This window comes from Serratia sp. YWN4 (assembly GCF_055790845.1).
This window is the reverse complement of record NZ_CM147696.1, coordinates 4,652,106-4,670,933: the sequence shown is the minus strand read 5'-3', so window position 1 is coordinate 4,670,933 and position 18,828 is coordinate 4,652,106. Positions and strand designations below refer to the sequence as shown.

The 18,828-nt window shown below is 46.3% G+C and carries 16 protein-coding genes and 2 pseudogenes; 9 read left to right on the top strand and 9 right to left on the bottom strand.

Features of this window, described 5'->3' with window-relative positions; all coding sequences use genetic code 11:
• The first annotated feature begins 15 nt into the window (after window positions 1-15).
• Window positions 16-498, top strand: coding sequence for a type 3 dihydrofolate reductase (gene folA / locus ACX9GT_RS21565; RefSeq protein WP_473188640.1), 483 nt, complete (start codon window positions 16-18; stop codon window positions 496-498).
• 46 nt (window positions 499-544) lie between these two features.
• On the opposite strand, the gene apaH is transcribed toward folA, so the two are convergent.
• The 6 genes from apaH to lptD all read right to left on the bottom strand — a co-directional run bounded on the left by apaH (window position 545) and on the right by lptD (window position 7,321).
• Window positions 545-1,396: a bis(5'-nucleosyl)-tetraphosphatase (symmetrical) ApaH gene (gene apaH, locus ACX9GT_RS21560; protein ID WP_473188639.1), complete on the bottom strand. Its 852-nt coding sequence runs from the start codon at window positions 1,394-1,396 to the stop codon at window positions 545-547.
• A 1-nt stretch (window position 1,397) separates the two neighbouring features.
• The gene (gene apaG, locus ACX9GT_RS21555; RefSeq protein WP_473188638.1) at window positions 1,398-1,775 is read right to left on the bottom strand and encodes a Co2+/Mg2+ efflux protein ApaG; all 378 of its coding nucleotides are present in this window, start codon (window positions 1,773-1,775) and stop codon (window positions 1,398-1,400) included.
• Window positions 1,776-1,787: 12 nt separating this feature from the next.
• Entirely contained in the window at window positions 1,788-2,597 is an 810-nt protein-coding gene (gene rsmA, locus ACX9GT_RS21550) for a 16S rRNA (adenine(1518)-N(6)/adenine(1519)-N(6))-dimethyltransferase RsmA (protein ID WP_459401255.1), read from the bottom strand.
• Window positions 2,590-3,582: a 4-hydroxythreonine-4-phosphate dehydrogenase PdxA gene (gene pdxA / locus ACX9GT_RS21545; RefSeq protein ID WP_473188637.1), complete on the bottom strand. Its 993-nt coding sequence runs from the start codon at window positions 3,580-3,582 to the stop codon at window positions 2,590-2,592. The genes rsmA and pdxA overlap by 8 nt, the downstream gene beginning before the upstream one ends.
• Window positions 3,569-4,870: a peptidylprolyl isomerase SurA gene (gene surA / locus ACX9GT_RS21540; protein WP_473188636.1), complete on the bottom strand. Its 1,302-nt coding sequence runs from the start codon at window positions 4,868-4,870 to the stop codon at window positions 3,569-3,571. Before surA ends, pdxA begins: the two co-directional genes overlap by 14 nt.
• Before the next feature lie 87 nt (window positions 4,871-4,957).
• The gene (gene lptD / locus ACX9GT_RS21535) at window positions 4,958-7,321 is read right to left on the bottom strand and encodes an LPS assembly protein LptD (protein WP_473191660.1); all 2,364 of its coding nucleotides are present in this window, start codon (window positions 7,319-7,321) and stop codon (window positions 4,958-4,960) included.
• A 227-nt stretch (window positions 7,322-7,548) separates the two neighbouring features.
• Between lptD and djlA the strand changes: the two genes are divergently transcribed.
• Window positions 7,549-8,382, top strand: coding sequence for a co-chaperone DjlA (gene djlA, locus ACX9GT_RS21530; protein WP_473188635.1), 834 nt, complete (start codon window positions 7,549-7,551; stop codon window positions 8,380-8,382).
• 58 nt (window positions 8,383-8,440) lie between these two features.
• Here the strand turns inward: djlA and rluA are convergent, their stop codons facing one another.
• Both rluA and ACX9GT_RS21520 read right to left on the bottom strand, forming a co-directional pair.
• Window positions 8,441-9,061 (bottom strand): bifunctional tRNA pseudouridine(32) synthase/23S rRNA pseudouridine(746) synthase RluA, encoded by a 621-nt coding sequence (gene rluA / locus ACX9GT_RS21525; RefSeq protein ID WP_473188634.1) that lies wholly within the window; start codon window positions 9,059-9,061, stop codon window positions 8,441-8,443.
• 493 nt (window positions 9,062-9,554) lie between these two features.
• Window positions 9,555-9,765, bottom strand: a pseudogene (locus ACX9GT_RS21520) (IS3 family transposase); the annotation flags it as partial.
• 197 nt (window positions 9,766-9,962) lie between these two features.
• On the opposite strand from ACX9GT_RS21520, the pseudogene ACX9GT_RS21515 reads away from it, so the two are divergent.
• From ACX9GT_RS21515 to ACX9GT_RS21485, 7 genes and pseudogenes are all read left to right on the top strand, one after another.
• A pseudogene (locus ACX9GT_RS21515) lies at window positions 9,963-11,005 on the top strand (IS630 family transposase).
• A gap of 396 nt (window positions 11,006-11,401) precedes the next feature.
• Window positions 11,402-12,325 (top strand): TauD/TfdA family dioxygenase, encoded by a 924-nt coding sequence (locus ACX9GT_RS21510; RefSeq protein ID WP_473188633.1) that lies wholly within the window; start codon window positions 11,402-11,404, stop codon window positions 12,323-12,325.
• Window positions 12,326-12,336: 11 nt separating this feature from the next.
• A complete protein-coding gene (locus tag ACX9GT_RS21505; RefSeq protein ID WP_473188632.1) occupies window positions 12,337-13,122 on the top strand; it encodes a sulfite exporter TauE/SafE family protein in 786 nt (261 codons plus the stop codon).
• Window positions 13,123-13,137: 15 nt separating this feature from the next.
• Complete coding sequence (locus ACX9GT_RS21500; protein WP_473188631.1) at window positions 13,138-13,689, top strand: GNAT family acetyltransferase; 552 nt, start codon at window positions 13,138-13,140, stop codon at window positions 13,687-13,689.
• A gap of 497 nt (window positions 13,690-14,186) precedes the next feature.
• Window positions 14,187-15,161 carry a diiron oxygenase gene (locus ACX9GT_RS21495; RefSeq protein ID WP_473188630.1) on the top strand — a complete coding sequence of 325 codons (975 nt, stop codon included), beginning with the start codon at window positions 14,187-14,189 and terminating at the stop codon, window positions 15,159-15,161.
• Window positions 15,162-15,404: 243 nt separating this feature from the next.
• Window positions 15,405-16,538 (top strand): MFS transporter, encoded by a 1,134-nt coding sequence (locus tag ACX9GT_RS21490; RefSeq protein WP_473188629.1) that lies wholly within the window; start codon window positions 15,405-15,407, stop codon window positions 16,536-16,538.
• Window positions 16,539-17,807, top strand: a complete 1,269-nt coding sequence (locus ACX9GT_RS21485; RefSeq protein WP_473188628.1) for an ATP-grasp domain-containing protein — start codon at window positions 16,539-16,541, stop codon at window positions 17,805-17,807.
• A gap of 151 nt (window positions 17,808-17,958) precedes the next feature.
• Here ACX9GT_RS21485 and ACX9GT_RS21480 read toward each other — a convergent pair.
• A protein-coding gene (locus tag ACX9GT_RS21480; protein WP_473188083.1) for an IS5 family transposase occupies window positions 17,959-18,800 on the bottom strand; the annotation gives its coding sequence in 2 pieces (ribosomal slippage) (window positions 17,959-18,458 and window positions 18,458-18,800; 843 coding nt in all).
• Between the last annotated feature and the right edge of the window lie 28 nt (window positions 18,801-18,828).

The window sequence follows — 18,828 nt, the reverse complement described above, 5'->3', positions numbered from 1 at the left end:
ACACAGGGTTAAACAATGATTATCAGCCTGATCGCTGCCTTGGCGGCGGATCGCGTAATTGGTATGGAAAACGCCATGCCATGGCACCTGCCAGCGGATTTAGCGTGGTTTAAACGTAACACGTTGAATAAGCCGGTGATTATGGGTCGTAAGACCTTTGAATCAATTGGCTGCCCACTGCCGGGCCGGCATAATATCGTTTTGAGTAGCCAACCCGGTAATGAAGCCGAGGTGACCTGGGTCAGTTCTCTGGATGAAGCGCTGGCCGCAGCCGGGCAGGTGGAAGAAGTGATGGTGATGGGCGGCGGCCGGGTTTATAGCCAGTTCCTGTCTCGTGCCAACCGGCTGTATCTGACGCACATTGACGCCGAAGTCGAGGGCGATACCCACTTCCCGGATTATGAACCCGATGAGTGGGAAACGTCGTTCAGCGAGTTCCATGACGCTGACGAACTGAATTCTCACGGTTATTGCTTTGAGATTTTAGAACGCCGCTGAGTTGGCTAGAGAACAAATTGGGCACCCAAGGGTGCCCATTGTTTTATTAAGAGGCGGCCAGCGTATCCAGGCCGTCTATCGCTTCACGTCGGTTGGAGGGTTGGGTAAAGTACTGTTTGTCTTCCCAGCGCAACAGCGTGAGATTGCCCCCCCAGCAGCAGCCAGTATCCAGCCCGATCACCCCTTCCGGCGTACCTTTGCCTTCCAATGAAGCCCAATGACCAAAAATGATGGTGTAATCAGCATCAACCAGGCGCGGCAGCTCAAACCAGGGTTTCAACGGTGAAGGCGCACTGCCCGGCGCATCTTTGCAGATCATGTCTAGCTGACCGTTCGGGAAGCAATAACGCATGCGCGTCAGGGCATTGGTACTGAAACGCAGGCGCGCCAGCCCGCTCAGATCCGGGCTCCAGTTGTTCGGCATATCACCGTACATGGCATCCAGAAACAGCGGATAGCTGTCGCTGCTCAACACCGCTTCCACTTCACGCGCGCATATCTGCGCGGTGTCGATATCCCACTGCGGGGTGATACCGGCATGGCCCATGATCAGCTTGCGCTCATCATCCACCTGCAACACCGGCTGGCGGCGCAGCCAGTTAATCAGTTCGTCCCGATCGGGCGCTTCCAGCAGCGGCGTGAGAAGATCTTTGGGTTTGTTGCGGCTGATACCGGCATACACCGCCAGCAGATGCAGATCGTGATTGCCCAGCACCATACGCACGGCTGGCCCGAGGGAGCGCACATAGCGCAAGACCTCGAGCGAAGCGGGGCCGCGAGCGACCAGATCGCCCGTCAGCCAGAGTTGGTCGTGCTGTGGATCGAAAGAAACCTGGGCTAACAGCGCTTGCAGTTCATCGAGGCAGCCATGAATATCGCCGATAAGATAGGTCGACATATTAATGAATCAACGCTGGAATGGCTAAACGGAACACCGGAATCTCAGTGCGGAACGTTTGACCTTGGTGATCAACCATCTCGTAGTGGCCTTCCATGGTGCCCAACGGCGTTTCGAGAACGGCACCGCTGGTATATTGGAACTCGCTACCGGGGTGGATAATCGGCTGTTCACCGATCACCCCTTCACCCTGCACTTCGGTCTGGCGGCCGTTACTGTTGGTAATCAGCCAGTAACGGCCGAGGAGTTGCACGTCAAAACGCCCCAAATTACGGATGGTGACGGTATAAGCGAAGACATAACGCTCTTCCTCAGGTATCGACTGTGATTCCACATAAATACTTTGTACCTGAATATACACACGGGGCGAATCAATCATGGCGACTACTCCTTATTGCTGCTGCGCTGAAAGCCAGTTGGCCAGCTTGCAGTACTGCGCTACAGAAATATTTTCTGCTCTGAGCGTCGGGTCGACGCCGAGTTCCGTCAACTGCTCTGGGGTAAACAGATCGCCCAGGCTGTTGCGGACGGTTTTCCTGCGCTGGTTAAACGCCTGGGTGGTGATACGGCTTAACATACGGACATCACCAACCGGGTGCGGGATCTCGCGGTGTGGCACCAAACGGACCACGGCGGAATCGACTTTAGGTGGTGGAGCGAACGCGGTAGGCGGCACTTCCAGCACCGGGATAACGTTGCAATAATACTGCGCCATCACGGTCAAACGCCCGTAAGCTTTGCTGTTCGGGCCGGCAACCAGACGGTTTACCACTTCCTTTTGCAACATGAAGTGCATGTCGTGAATAGCGGAAGTATAGCTGAAAAGATGGAACATCAACGGCGTCGAAATGTTATACGGCAGGTTGCCGAATACGCGCAGCGACTGGCCCGCTTCTTCGGCCAGCTCGGCGAAGTTGACCGTCATGGCGTCTTGCTGGTGGATCGTCAGTTTGTCTTTCAACTGCGGATGCACGGCTAAGCGAGCCGCCAGATCGCGGTCCAGTTCGATCACCGTCATGCGATCCATTCGTGCGCCAACCGGTTCGGTCAGCGCCCCTAAGCCGGGGCCGATCTCAATAACCGCTTCACCCGGTTGAGGATGAATGGCCGAGACAATGCTATCGATGACAAACTGATCGGTTAAAAAGTTTTGTCCAAAGCGTTTGCGGGCAAAATGCCCTTGGTGGACTCTATTATTCATTACAATTAATTATCATTTTAATGGCGAGATTTAAGGCCGTTTTGAAGCTGCCTGCATCGGCGGTGCCGGTGCCTGCCAGTTCCAACGCGGTACCATGGTCGACCGAGGTACGGATAAAAGGCAAACCGAGAGTGATATTCACCGCCCGGCCAAACCCTTGGTATTTTAGCACTGGCAGGCCCTGATCGTGATACATCGCCAGCACGGCATCCGCATGTTGCAGATATTTGGGCTGGAACAGCGTATCTGCCGGTAATGGGCCAATCAGGTTGATACCGTGGCTGCGCAGGGTATCGAGGGCCGGAATGATGACATCCAGCTCTTCACGCCCCATATGGCCGCCTTCCCCGGCGTGCGGGTTCAGCCCACAGACGTAGATTTGCGGCTGTTTGATGCCAAATTTGCTCTTCAGATCGCTGTCGAGAATGGTGATCACTTCAAACAGGCTCTGCTGCGTAATGGCACCCGGCACTGCCAACAGCGGCAGGTGCGTGGTGGCCAGCGCAACGCGCAGCTCTTCGGTCGCCAGCATCATGACCACGCGATCGCAATGGCTGCGATCGGCAAAGAATTCGGTGTGGCCGGTAAACGGCAACCCACCGTCGTTGATCACGCTTTTGTTAACCGGCCCGGTAATCAGTGCGGCAAACTCGCCGTTCAGGCAGCCATCACAGGCACGAGCCAAGGTTTCCACCACGTAAGCGCTGTTGGCAACGTTCAGTTCACCCGGCACCACGGTTGCGGCAGTGTTGACAGGCAGGATCGTCAGCGTGCCTGCGCGCTGTGGTTGTGCCGGATGTGTGGGTTGATAGTTACGCAACGTCAACGGTAGCTGCAACAACCGGGCGCGTTCAAGCAACAAAGCCGGATCGGCGCACACTACCAGTTCAACAGGCCAATCCTGCTGCGCCAGCACTGCCACCAAATCCGGCCCAACCCCGGCTGGCTCGCCGGGGGTCATCACGATGCGTTTATTGTTGTGCATTGCTTCCATCGAGGATCTTCACGTAAGCAGCGGCACGTTGTTCCTGCATCCAGGTTTGCGCTTCTTCGGCAAACTTGCGGTTGAACAGCATGCGGTAAGCACGATCTTTTTGCGCCGCGTCGGTTTTATCCACCTGGCGGGTATCGAGCAACTGGATCAGATGCCAGCCGAAAGAAGAGTGAACCGGTTCGCTGACTTCACCTTTCTGCAACTTCATCAGCGCATCACGGAAAGCGGGATCGTACATGTCTGGAGAGGACCAGCCCAGATCGCCGCCCTGGAGTGCAGAACCTGGGTCCTGAGAAAGCTGTTTGGCTTCATCTTCAAACTTCGCCGTCCCACTCTTGATGGCGGCAGCCACTTCCTGCAATTTTGCGCGCGCCTGATCGTCGGTCATCACCACGGAAGGCTTCAGCAGAATATGACGGGCATGCACTTCGGTCACCGAAATGGACTGGTTGCCGCCGCGCATATCGTTCACTTTCAGAATGTGGAAGCCAACACCGGAACGGATTGGGCCAACGACATCGCCTTGCTTGGCGCTAATCAGCCTTTCTGCGAACAGCGTAGGCATTTCTTGCAGTTTACCCCAGCCCATCTGGCCGCCTTTCAGCGCCTGAGAGTCGGCAGAGTAGGTGATCGCCAGCTTAGCGAAATCGGCCCCACCGTTGATTTCACCCACCAGGCGTTTTGTCAGCGCTTCGGCTTCATCGACCTGTTTCTGCGACGGATTTTCCGGCAGCGGGATCAGGATGTGACTGAGGTTGACCTCAGTATCACCGCCGTTCTGAGCGCCAACCTGTTTAGCCAGTGCGTCCACTTCCTGAGGCAGGATGGTAACACGGCGGCGTACTTCGTTATTACGCACTTCCGAGATCAGCATTTCTTTGCGGATTTGCGCGCGATAGGTGTTGTAGTTCAACCCTTCAGCCGCCAGGCGAGTACGCATTTGATCGAGGCTCATTTTGTTCTGAGCGGCGATATCGGTAATCGCTTTGTCCAGATCGGCATCAGAAGCGGTAATTCCCATCTTTTGCGCCATCTGCAACAGGATGTTATCTGCGATCAGGCGTTCAATGATCTGGTGACGCAACGTTTTGTCGTCCGGCAACTGCTGGCCGGCCTGCTGTGCGTTGAGCTTCACCGATTGCATTAAACCGTTCACGTCGCTCTCAAGTACCACACCGTTATCCACGACGGCGGCGACTTTATCCACTTCTTGGGGTGCTGCGAACGCGGTATTGGCACAAACCACCAATCCGAGAAGAAGCGTTCTCCAGTTCTTCATACATTTCCCATTATCTAGTCCGCAAATGCGGGTGAAAGTTGTCGTTTTTCAAGGTGTTCAATATACCTGCTTACCTGCGGGTATACATCAGAATGCGCGCTGGTAAGGCAAGATGCCGGAGCGCAGCATTTCCGTGGTGCCGAGGCTATGATCGTTACTCAGGCCACGGAGTTCGATGTTGAATGAAACTTTGTTGTCATATTTACTGGTCTGGTTCCCGGCATCCCAGTCGGTGATTTTCCGTTCGTACCCCAGGTTAACCGCCCAGCAACAGGTGTTGTAACGCACGCCCACCAACTGGTTAGCCGTCTGCTTCGCACGGGTATCATAGTAATAAGCCCCTACGACGGCCCAACGATCAGCGATCGGCCAACTGGCAACGGTGCCTACCTGCGAAATACCGTCCTGATAGCCTGGGTTTTTAATCCCCGGCAAGGTTGCCGCAATATATTCCGAGCTGGCATAACGGTAGTTCAACTGAAGCATACGGTTTGCATCCTGGCGGTATTCAATCACTGAATCACCTAATGCAACGCTATTAAGACGGGTGTCGTACTGCACACCGCCGCGCAGGCCCCAGCGATCGTCAATCTTCCAATAGGTGTCACCAGCCCATACTACGCTGCCGGTATCATCATTGTTATCAAAGCTACTGCTTTTATCCCCCGTCCGCGAACGGTTGAGGTAATAGATTTGACCAACAGAAGCATTGAAACGTTCAACCAGTGCATCATCATAAATACGTGAGGTAACACCGGTTGCCAGACGATTCTGCGAAGCGATGCGATCCAGCCCGCTGTATGAACGGTCACGGAACAGACCGGAGTAGTCGGTTTGCAGCAGCGTTGAGTCATAGGTATAGATATTGCTTTGATCGCGATACGGAACATACAGATACTGCATCCGCGGCTCAATGGTCTGGGTATAGTCTTGCACCCACTCCATTGGGCGTTCAAACACCACTTTACCATCGGTTTTTAACTGCGGCAGGACTCGGTTGACCGAACCGTCGAGATTTGGCGCGGCGTTACCGGTGCGGCCTGCATAATCCGTGGCAAAACTGTTCGGAATATCCTGCTGGTAGTGCGTTGCCATCACTTTGGCTTCGGTGTTCAGGCTGCCCCAACTGTTCGCCAGCGGCAGATTGATCGCCGGTTCAACATGCCAACGGGTGGTTTCCGGGTTGTTCGGATTCACACTGGAGAATTTGGCCACTTGGCCGTAAGTGTGCAAATCAAACGGGCCGATATCGGTTTTATAATAGTTGAGGTCCAACTGGGGCTGCGCCCGGTAAGCATTTTGGTTGCCGACCCCACTGAAAATCTGGAATTGTTTTGATGCCAGCGTGGCATCCCAGTTTTCATTGGCATAACCGGCGCTGAATTTCTGCGTAGCATAGCCATCGGTCGTTGCACCGTATTTGGAATCCAGATCGGTGAAGTAATAGGGATCGCTGACCTTGGTGTAATCGATGTTGAAACGCCACACCTTATCCATCACGCCGCTATGACCCCAGTAGAACAGCCAGCGTTTGCTGTCGTCCATTTCGCCGTGATCGTCCTTAAACTGGCGATCGCTTGGCAGCCAGTCCAATGCCAGGGTACCCAGGCCCGGTTGCACCAGGTAGCGGAATTCGTTCTGCCACTGCAGGCCACGCTGGGTCATATAATGTGGCGTAAGAGTGGCATCAAAGTTTGGCGCGATGTTCCAGTAATACGGCAACGTGAACTCGAAGCCGTTGTTGCTGCCATATTTGGCGTTCGGGATCAGGAAACCCGAACGGCGTTTGCTGCCTACCGGCAGTTGCATATAGGGGCTGTAAAATACCGGTACACCGCCAATCTTGAAGCGGGCATTCCAGATTTCGGCCACTTCCTCTTCGCGATCGTGGATCACTTCAGAGCCTACTACGCTCCAGCTGTTATCGCCCGGCAAGCAGGAGGTAAAGGTGCCATTTTCCAGAATGGTGTAGCGGTTTTGCCCGCGCATCTTCATTTTGTCGGCGTCACCGCGCCCCTGGCGGCCCACCATCTGGTAGTCACCTTTATACACATCGGTATCTTTGGTATTCAGGTTTGACCAGGCTTTCGGGCCTTTCAGTTTGATCTGATTATCATCGTAATGCACATCACCGGTGGCGGTAACGGTTCGCACAGGCTCAGGCTGCCCCGCTTTCTGCGTCTGGTTCATTTCAACCTGTTCCGCCGTCAGCGTGCTGTTACCCTGTTGGATGTTGACGTTACCGCTAAACAGAGCACTGCTCGGATAGTCAGATCGTGAATCATCGGCAAGGATGGTGACGGGGAGGCTGTTGGGGTCGCCGATGATGACAGGTTTATCGTAAGTAGGTACGTCGAGCATACATTGCTCGGCCAGATCAGCCAGTGCATGCTGGCTGTAAAGTGCCGTCCAAATCAGTGTGGCCAGCAGTGTTGGGAAACTTTTTTTCATACGTGGTTTTTGGTGTTCCGTCATCAGAGGCGTCATGTCCGGCAAACGGTCAGAGACTATATTACTCATCGGCGTTGCGCTAGTGTTAAATCCTGCAGTTTGGCTGCGTCGTCGTTAGGCGCAGAGATAAATGACAGGTATGATAATCCAAATCTTGGGAAAAATCGCCTTAACCCTTGCGTGAAACGGGGGGAATGTGCGGCTTGCGGTTGATAATTGAGGAGCCTATGCAGTATTGGGGCAAACTGCTCGGAGTGATTGTTGCCATTTGGTCTGGCGCGGGATTCTGGGGTGTAGTGTTGGGGCTGATTGTCGGCCATATGATCGATACCGCGCGTAATAACAAGCGCAGTCGAGGCTTTTTTACCGACCAGCAAACGCGGCAGACGCTGTTCTTCCGCACGACTTTTCAGGTGATGGGCCACCTGACCAAATCAAAAGGACGCGTCACCGAAGCCGATATTCAGATCGCCAGCCTGTTCATGGATCGCCTGCAACTGCACGGCGAGGCCCGTACTGCCGCGCAGCAGGCGTTCCGCGAAGGTAAGCAGAGCCAGTTTCCGCTGCGTGAAACGTTGCAGCAGTTCCGCAGTATCTGTTTTGGGCGCTTCGACCTGATTCGGATGTTTCTGGAAATTCAGATCCAGGCGGCGTTTGCCGATGGGTCACTGCATCCGAACGAACGGCAGGTGCTGTATGTGATCGCCGAAGAACTGGGGATTTCACGCGCGCAGTTCGACCAATTCCTCAGCATGATGGAAGGCGGGCGTCAGTTTGGCGGCGGTAGTTGGCAGGGGCAGCAAGGGAACTACTCGCACGGCGGTTACCAGCAGGCGCAACGTGGCCCGACGCTGGAGGATGCCTGTAAAGTGCTGGGTGTCAGCAGCACAGACGAGGCGGCCGTTATCAAACGAGCCTACCGCAAGCTGATGGGCGAACATCATCCGGATAAACTGGTGGCGAAGGGTTTGCCGCCGGAAATGATGGAGATGGCCAAGCAGAAAGCGCAGGAGATTCAGGCTGCCTATGATCTGATCAAGCGTGAGAAAGGCTTCAAGTAAGCGGTCAGTGACGACGGATATAAAAGGGGCTCTGTTAACAGGGCCCTTATCATTTGTATCAGAAATCCGGTTCGGCGCAGAAATGCAGCGGCGTCTGGAATGCCGGATGGGTGATGCGCAACTCTTGTGCATGCAGCTGTAAGCGTGGTGCCATCGCTTTGGCTTCAGGGTGTGCGTAAAAACCATCCCCGAGGATCGGGTGCCCCAGCGCCAGCATATGAACGCGCAGCTGGTGCGAACGCCCGGTGATCGGCTTCAGCAGCACCCGCGTGCTGCCATCGGCATCGCGAGAAAGCACCTGATATTCAGTCTGTGCCGCTTTGCCGGTTTCAAAACACACTTTTTGCAGCGGCCGGTTTGGCCAATCACAGATCAGCGGTAAATCCACCAGCCCCTCGTCATGCTCCATATGCCCCCACACGCGGGCGATGTAGGATTTCTGTGGTTCACGCTCGCGGAACTGGCGCTTAAGCTCGCGTTCTGCGGCTTTGTTCAGTGCAACCACAATCACCCCGCTGGTGGCCATATCCAGACGATGCACCGATTCGGCGGCGGGGAAATCGACCTGAATGCGCGTCATCACGCTGTCTTTGTTCTCGGGCGCACGGCCTGGAACAGAAAGCAGCCCGCTGGGCTTATTGACCACGATGATGTGCTCATCCTGATGAATTACTATCATAGGTACCTGTGTTTATCTGAACTTAGTGGCTTTAATAAAGTAACCATTTAATTTTTTTGGCTAAACGTATTGGTGATCACGAATGGGAAGGCGGAAAGACTATTTTGGGATCACGAAAACCCCTCTATATCAGTATGCAACCCAAAGAACGTTGGCAAAAGGTGTTATCGATAAGGTTGGCCAACGTTCGGCTCAGGAGGGATTATTCTACGCGAACTCTGCGTTGCTTACGAGTTTGCTCTGAGGATTGGTAAGACGTTGGATGAAAATTGTGCTAATCCAGTATTGCTGGGCAAGGGGAAACGGATATCTCCCCCGGCACTGTAAAAAGGTGCAATCCATCTGAGAATAACCGAGACAGATATTTGAGCGACATGTTCAGTTATCGAATCAGACGATATAATCCTATGATCTTACCCACGAACAATGGATACAGGCCGAAGCATGATAAATGTACCAAACTAATAGTGCCGCAGTCACTGTGATGATTCTAGCGATTGTAATTACAATCGATATAATTAAACACCGCCGTGCATATCATTTCCCTGTTGGCAAAACGTTCTTCGCGGATGTATTCCATTTTAAGTGAGCAGAAAAAACTTTCTACGTAGGCATTACAGTAACAATTACCTTTCGCACTCACTCATGCTGCCATGCAAATTATGCCGTTTCAGCCGCGTCTGATAATCCGTTGCGCAGTATTCACGCAGCATTTTTTGACCGAAATTTCAAGTCGGCTGCGCAAGTTAGACTTAATGTTCGATATCCTCTATTGGATGCTACACGACTTACGCGTACTAAATAACTTTGCCAAATAGTAGATCACTTGAAAGGAACTCAGCCCGGATTGTGCGATCTGATCAATCGCCAAATATCCTAAATCACCCCACCGGACTAAGCGATGCCGATCATAGCAGCAATTCCTGATGAAGAACGACAACTGATGTGTAAAGAAGCCCAACAGACCCGTGATAAAAATCATGTCAGGCGACTCATCGCCATACTGATGTTACATCAGGGAATGACCGTTTCCGAGGTGGCCAGATTGCTCTGTGCTGCGAGTTCATCCGTCGGGAGATGGGTAAATTGGTTTACTTTACAGTGTGTTGAAGGACTAAAAAGCCTCAAGCCCGGACGTGTTCCTCGGTGGCCGGTCCCGGATATCCTGCGCGTCCTGCCGTTGTTGGTACAACGCTCCCCGCAAGATTTTGGTTGGCTGCGTTTCCGTTGGAGCACTGAGTTGTTGGCGCTCATCGTCAACCGGTTTTTTTAGTGTAAAACTCCATCCTGTCACCTTATACCAATACCTGAGCTGGGCAGGTATTGTCTGGAGCAGAGCCGCGCCAACGTTGAAAATTGAAGATTCACATTATGAGGAAAAGCGACACGCTATTGAGCGGGCGCTAGCTCAGGAGCAGATAGTGCATCCCGTGTTTTATCAAGATGAAGTCGATATCGACCTGAACCCTAAAATCGGCGCAGACTGGATGCCCAAAGGGCAGCAGAAGCGCATCGCTACACCGGGACAGAACCAAAAGCATTACCTGGCTGGTGCGTTACACTCGGGTACGGGACGAGTCCACTATGTCAGCGGTATCAGTAAGAGTTCTGATATATTTATCAATCTATTAGAGACGTTACGTTGCACATATCGGCGAGCGAAAACTATCACCCTGATCGTTGATAACTACATTATCCACAAAAGCCGTAAAGTAGAACGGTGGCTGGAGAAGAACAAGAAGTTCCGGCTGTTGTTCTTGCCAACCTATTCGCCTTAGTTGAACTCAATAGAACGAAAGGCTGTGGTTATCGTTACACGAAACGATAACGTGAAACCATCAGTGTCGATACATGTGGCAGTTACTGGACCAGGTAAAACAGTTTATGAATGCAGCCTCGCCGTTCCCCGGTAACCAACACGGGTTGGCTAAAGTGGAGCGGTAATATGCAAAGTTATTTAGTTTCGCCTGCTTTGAATTGGATGTCTGAAGTAGCAAAAGCCGTTTTAGGCCACTCTCTAATGGTATTGAAGGTACGTACGATAAAGAATACAAGGTCTGGCTGCAGAAATGGGACATTGGTTGAGCAGTATCGAGGTAACATTCACAAAATTTATGTATTATCTTTGATGTTACTGAAATGTAATGAATCGTTTTTTAGCATAAAATGTTAGTTTTTTGCATTTCAATGGATTTTTTAAATTAAATTTTGGTGAATAAGAATTAATTGCCTAATTGTAAAGTATTTTATATCGTTAATCTCCATTGTGTTGATAGTTAAAATAAATTCATGTTATAAATTTATTAAAAATCGTTTCACCCCTACAGGAAAAGTAACGGTATGTATCAAAACAATAAGCTGTATGAAAATGCACAGTATAATGTTCAGCATAATGATCTGAAGGTTTTTTATAAACAGCATAAAATCAATCTTGAGGCTAACGAATATTCTATAGCAGAAATCCCTATCGACGAAATTTTGCCTAGCACACCAACTAAGACTGGTTACCTTGATAATAGTGATATTCCTATTTCTGTTAGCTCTATTATTTCATTTAACGTTGCTCTAGGTTTGTATCCAGTCGTTTATGAAGGAGAGAATAATAGAAGACTAATAAGACATGTTGTACCCTTAGAGTCTGCAAGAGGGAAAATAAGTTCTCATGGTTCAGAGTATGACTTTTTTCCCCATGTAGATAATCCGGATTTATTTATAACAGGGGATCGTCGTTATAATAGTGACCATCAGTCACCATCACCGGACACATTAAGTTTACTATGCTTAAAAATGCAAAAGGGTGTTAACACTAGTTTAGTACTTCTTGATCATGTTCTTTCTGATATTCACCAATCAGATATTTCTCTTCTAATGCAGTCTAAGTTTAATATCAAGAGGCCAGACTCCTTTGGAGATAAAAAAGTTGAAGTTGAATGTGTGCCATTGATTAATAAACATAGTGATGGTAAGTTTTATTCTAGATTTGATTACCATAATGTAGTAGCAAGTAGTAGGGAGCATCAAGATGCTCTGAGTAATTTTAGAAAATCATGTATGGATAAAGATAAGTGGAAAACGTTTTCATTGGAGCCGGGTCAGATTATTATATTTAATAATCAGAGAACTTTACATACAAGGAATTCTTTTTCACCGAAATACGATGGTAATGACAGATGGTTGCTCAGGGTTTTTGGTGTTAGAGATAAACCATCACCAAAATTAATGGCTAGCAAGATTTGTGATCATAATTTGAAAACCTCTTTTTAAAGGATATGTAAATGTTTGTTGATGGAAGTATTATAAGTCAGTATTTCTTTGTTGGTTTAACCATTCTTATTGTGGCATCTTTTGTTGCCGGCTATATTGATTCAATAGCTGGGGGAGCTGGATTGATACTTATACCAGCATTTATACTTACAGGATTACCACCTCATTTAGCTCTAGGCCAAGAGAAGCTAGTTAGTACTATAGGTACTATCGCAGCAATAAAGAATTTTATGAAAAGTAGCTCCATTGTTTGGAGTATTATTCCTGCTGGTATTATATCATCATTAGTTGGTGCATATGTTGGAGCTAAAGCGATTCTTTGGTTGCCAACTGAAATAATAACATACATTATTATTTTCATGCTTCCTCTGGGGCTATTGGCTGCTTTTTTTAAAGGGAAATTAGTAAATAACAAAGATAATAGTGAAATAAAGAAGTCCGTCTTGTCTGTATTTATTACATGTTTTATTGTTGGGTTTTATGATGGTTTTTTTGGACCAGGAACAGGAAGTATTTTTATAATAGCTTTGTTTATAATAAATAATCTAAATTTTCTTAAAGCATCGGCTACATCAAAAATATTTAATTTCTCTTCAAATATTGGCGCTTTTGTTGCTTTTGCTCTTTCAGGTAATATGGCCTATTTTATAGGTATCCCAATGATAGTAGCGAGTTTAATTGGGAATCATTTGGGAAGTTTGCACGCCATTAAGACAGACGGTGAAATGGTAAAGAAGGTTTTAATAATCACTGTATCTATAATGATGGTGACACTTGCAATTCATTTAGTGAAGTAATATAGAGGTCTAAAATTGGAAATTTCTATTGCAAAGTTAACCGATATTGATGCAGTGATGGAACTTCATAAAAAATTCCATATTGACTCGATCTCAGAAGAAGATAAAAGAGATGGTTTTTTGACCACTTTGTTAACTAGAGATCAAATGGTGTCGTTAATTCAGGAAGAGCAAGGTGTATTTGTTGCAAAGGAGAACGAAAAGGTTATAGCTTTTATTTTGGCTGCTTCATGGTCATATTGGGCTTCTTGGCCTTTCTTTCAAAATATGATAAATAAGTTGGGTGAGTTTAGTTATAAAGGTGAGGTGTTGAGTGTAAAAAACTCATATCAGTATGGGCCTATATGTATAGACAAAAACTATAGATCTAGTGGTTTGCTAAAGGAAATATTTATTTTTTCATTAGAAAAAATGTCCTTGCGATTCCCTTATCTAGTAACTTTCGTTAATAAGGTGAACGAGAGATCCTACATAGCACACACGAAAAAACTAGGTCTTGATGTATTAGTTGAATTTCAATTCAATAATAATGATTACCATTGGATGGTGTGTGAAACGAAGGTATAAATAAAAGGGGTCTTGAGTTAATGCTCCATTTATTGGGGCATTATTGAAATATCGATGAACGTATGTGTTTTAATGACCTAATTATTATATATTACGCACTCTACTTTCTCAGTTATCTGATGAGGAATAATGACACTGCTAACGCCTATTTTGGAGTGCCTAGTGTCAATATGCCTATTGAATAATAATTACAGCACTGCAGTAGTTGGGGAGGCAATTTCTGAAAAATCAAAGTAATATAGTGTTTTAATCAGAGTTTATTGATTTTTATGACTGTAAGTAATGACTTGATATGCTAATTTAGTGCAAAAACACTACCGGCAGAAGCAAAGTTGACTTTTATTTAAAATGCGAAGGTCACCTATATGGTGGAATGCATAAATCTAACAAAATAATAGGTCGGATACTGCAAGCTAAATGAATTTGGAAGTGATTTTTATGCTGAAACCACAAAATAACTCATGCAGACTGTATCCAGTAAAAAAGCAGAGGAAGTTATGAGCGATAAGATTATCTATTATTCTGGGTGTCAAGAACCTCACTATAATGAAAAAGATACACTTATAATAACACCTAAAGAAAAAAGTACTTCTCTGGCTTGGTATGGTCGTTCTAGCGTACGTCAGGCCCCACGGCGCCTGTTTAACAAAGATGACATTACAAAAGACTTCTACCCAAGAGATTTAGTTCCTCATTCATCACATCCGCTAGTGATGCGGAGAGGTGAAGTAGTTATGCAGAAAATTCTTGCGTACTCACTTTATCGGTATCTTAATTTCACAATTAATCTTGAAATATCTGTAATTAATGAAACAACGCGACAGCTTATGCTAGGGGCTTTACCCATTAAGCTAACTATCGATGGTGTTCTTGATGCACAAAGATTATATGCAGACGAGGCTTATCATGCTTTGTTCTGTACAGATCTACAGAGACAAGTGGTAGAAATGAGCAATATTCAAGTGCTCAATGCACCGCCACCCTATTTTTTAAATTGGCTTAGCCAAGAATCAGCAAAGAGCCTACAACCAGAAATTATGCGATTTATTTTTACAGCTGTATCTGAAATGCTAATTACAGGTAATCTTGCACAAGTAAAAAAACGTGTCAATATACCGAAGGCTGTACAAGAAATTATGTCCGACCATGCAGGTGATGAGGCGCGTCATCACCTGTTCTATCGAGAGATACTTAAATTGTTCTTAACTACTATACCGGCTCATGAAGCACATTATTGGGCACAGTGGATTCCCAAGTGCATCTTAGTCTTCAACCATCCAGATATAGAGTGCATATCACTCGAATTAGTTTCATGTGGATTTATGCAAGCTGAGATTGATCAGGTTATTCATGATACTTATTCAGAGAGCCAAGTTGAATTATATTCAGACGGTTCTGCAAAGCACATAATAAGCTTATTACATGAGTTAGGCTTAGCTAAGCCTACGACTAGTATTAGGATGAGCTTTTGAGTATGTATCTAGTGAGTAATTAGTGGCTTTTATAGATTATCACATGTAAATATTAAACTTTTAGCTCCAATCTGAATTAAAGAGTGTGAGCTAATATAGTCAGATGATTAATGGTTATACGTTCACCATTATAAGTCAGTATTAGAAGAAAAATAGGCAGTAGATATTATGCTAGCAAGGTATGAAGATAAAACATCATCCTCATTGAGGAGTAACTATAATTTCTGGATATTGTGGCTCTCAATGTTCATCAGCACGGGAGGAACCTTCATACTATTACTCGCCTTATCGTTACATGTTTACAGAGAAACACAGTCAAGCCTACTAGCCGCTATTGTGTTTGGCATACAATGGTTACTCCCTGTTTTTGCTGCAAAAACTATTGGAATAGTATCCAGATTACGTGAGCCTAAATATAACATTCTAACTTCAGAAATACTTGGAGCTATTGTTTCTTTGTCTATAGGGCTACTTTATGGCAATATTGATTTATTATCAATTATCGCAATTTTGGCTGTAAGAGGTGTGTTTGAAGCAGCAACTAAAAGTTTCAGAATAGTGGCAGTACGCTATTATCTGCCAGAGTCATTAGTGGGTACTGGTATTGCCTATGTGAGTACCGCTCAATATCTTGGTAGTGGGGTAGGTGCATTGTTTGGTACCTACCTTATTGCAAATTATTCAATTTTAATAATCTCTATTGTAGATACCATCACATTTTTTGTGGCAACTATTCTTTATTTTTTTCTTAAAAGAGAAAGGCCTTGGTCTTCCAAAATTATAATATCTAATCGAGTATGGATGGAAACATATACTCTCTTGAAAAATAATCCCATTACAAGGAAGAATTTTCAGTACCTATTAATTGCTGCGGGAATAATTCAGGGTTGGCATAATGTGGCACGTACACCACTGCCTCTGGAGTTGTTACAGTTGGAGCATAACGGTCTTATCTACATTCAAGTTATTAGTAGTATTGCAATTTTCCTTGGTGCTTTTTTTACTGGAGTCTATTTTCAGAGAAATATCGCTTGGCGATGGATGCAGGGTCCAATATTGTTATGCTTTACTCTCAGCTTTATGATTGCTGCCTGTATTATAGATGAACCCATTATATCTCTCACTTTGTATGGCTGCTTTATGTTTATATTCGAAGTTCTTTATACTTATTCACAGAAAGAAATGGTCGTATCTTGTCCATCCAATCTTCTTCCTTACATTTCAAGTACATCTTCGACATTACAAATGTTAACTATGATGGTTGCAGTTATAGTTGGTGGCATAGTTACCGACTTAATCGGATTATTGTGGTGTGCTATATCTTTTGGTTTATTATCCTTAATTATAATGACATTTATTGAAAGGAAGGAGTACTGAATGAAACATGTGGTTTTTGTTGAAATGAGCCATCATGGCCTTTATGCTATTGAAGCTGCTAAGCAGCTGGGTATGAGAGTAACGTTGATCAAATGTGATGAGTTCAAAAAGAGCTACCAAGTCCCTAGATACGAACAATTGCTACCACTTATTGACCTTGTTGTAGATATAGAAGACTCGACCAATACTGAAATGCTTTATGCTGCTCTATATAATATAAATGAAGAACATAGTATAGATGGGGTTCTTTCTGTTCTTGACTTTACGACATTGCCTCTTGCAATAGCGGCGGATAGAGTCAATATACGAGCCACACCATTAGGTGGTATTCAAAATGCACGTAATAAAGCACTATGTCGTAAATTACTACATCAAGATAATATTCCATCGACAAAATATTGTGAAGTGGCTTCATTAGATGAAGCACTAGATGTCATACATGAATTCACCTTACCGTTAATTTTAAAGCCTGTATCAGGAGTTGGTAGTATATTAGCTGCAGTTATAAATAGTTATGAAGATATTGATGATTATTTTTTTAATAAAGAAAGAATACTAACTGGACTAGCGACAGGTGCACGAAGAACAGCATCAGGTAATACGTTGATCGAAGATTATCTTAGCGGACCACTATTTTCTGTTGAGATCGGTGCCACTGATGGTCACTTTATTCGATTTATGGTTTCCTCTCGTAAACGTAGTGCTAATAATGAGATACTGGAACTAGGTACCACAATGCCAGCAAATTTAACAGATGAGGAGATAGAGATCTGTTTTGCCTATACAGAAAGCATCCTAATATCACTTGGATTGGACCTTGGTTTATTTCATGTCGAAATAGTTCTGACTCCTTTAGGTCCAAGACTAATAGAGGTAAACCCAAGAATGATGGGGGCCTCTTTATCTACTTTGTATGCCAATGCTACAGGTGTCAATATTCATAAGATACTAGTCATGATGCATACTGGAATCCCTATTAAGCTACCAAAATTAACCAGCAAGAGATATGCAACATCACGGATACTTGCTGCAACAGAAGATGCTTATATTAAAGAGAATTTATCGGCGGATTGGTTGGATGATCTGCTCCCCTATTTTATAGAGCATAACATTCACGTATCCGCTGGTCAGTACTTACCAAAAATGATTTCTAACTTCGAAAGCTTTGGTTATTTTCAAGTGGTCACAGATAGCTACCAAAGTTCCGTTTCACTAGCTGACCATTTAGTAAAAACTATAGGCACCCGTTTGGGTGTGAATTTACACTAATGTTCTAAAAGAGAATGATATGGTACTTAAAGATAAAGCTTCACGCTCGACCTTTTCTATCCTAGGTACAGAGTTCTATTTTGTTGATCCTGATTACAGTGTTAAAAATGAAACACTGAATAATTGTATTTATGAGCCTAGGCTGTGTCCCTCAATTACATATTCGTCGTAAAAACAGCCGAATACAGCCCAGTTGAACCATCGACAGGTAGTTCCTCGCCGTCTTTTCATAACGTGTCGCTATGCGGCGGTTTTCTTTCAGCAAACCAAAGCTTCTTTCTACAACATTGCGCCTACGATAAATCTCTTTATCAAATCGGGTTCGTCCATCTGTACTGGCCTTCTCATTCGACTTATGCGGAATAACGACCTTGATACCACTCCGCTTTAAGTCACTACGTAATGCCTTGTTTGAATAGGCTTTATCAGCGAGAACGGCCTTGCCTCGACGCTTCATAAAACCATTTTTTCTTAGAACGCCGATGCCATCTAATAACCGTAGCGCAAACTGACTTTCATGAGCTTGACCCGCACTCAGCACGATATTTAAAGGGAGCCCGTTTCCGTCTGTTGCCAGATGGATTTTGGTGCCATAACCGCCTCGTGAGCGACCCAGGCCATGATCACTGGCGATATCGGGATGTTTTTTTGGGCACCGGCAGCACAACGCATTGCACGAATATTGCTACCATCCAGAGAGATAGCCGACCAGTCGAGCAGCTTATGCTCATCAAGAATGGACAGTAACTTATTGAATATAGAGTTAATGATGCCTTTTTTTGCCCACCGGTTGAAACGGTTGTAGACGGTTTTCCATGACCCATAGCGTTCGGGTAAATCACGCCAGGGAGCCCCAGAGCACAGCACCCAAAACATGCCATTGATGACTTTACGGTGTTCACTATAGGGATGCCCAGGGCGCTGAGAGCGTTCTGGAGGTAATAATGGCAGGATGAGTGCCCATGCAGCATCAGGAAGATCGTAGCGAGCCATAGCGATAACTGTTTGAAAATTAGGTGAT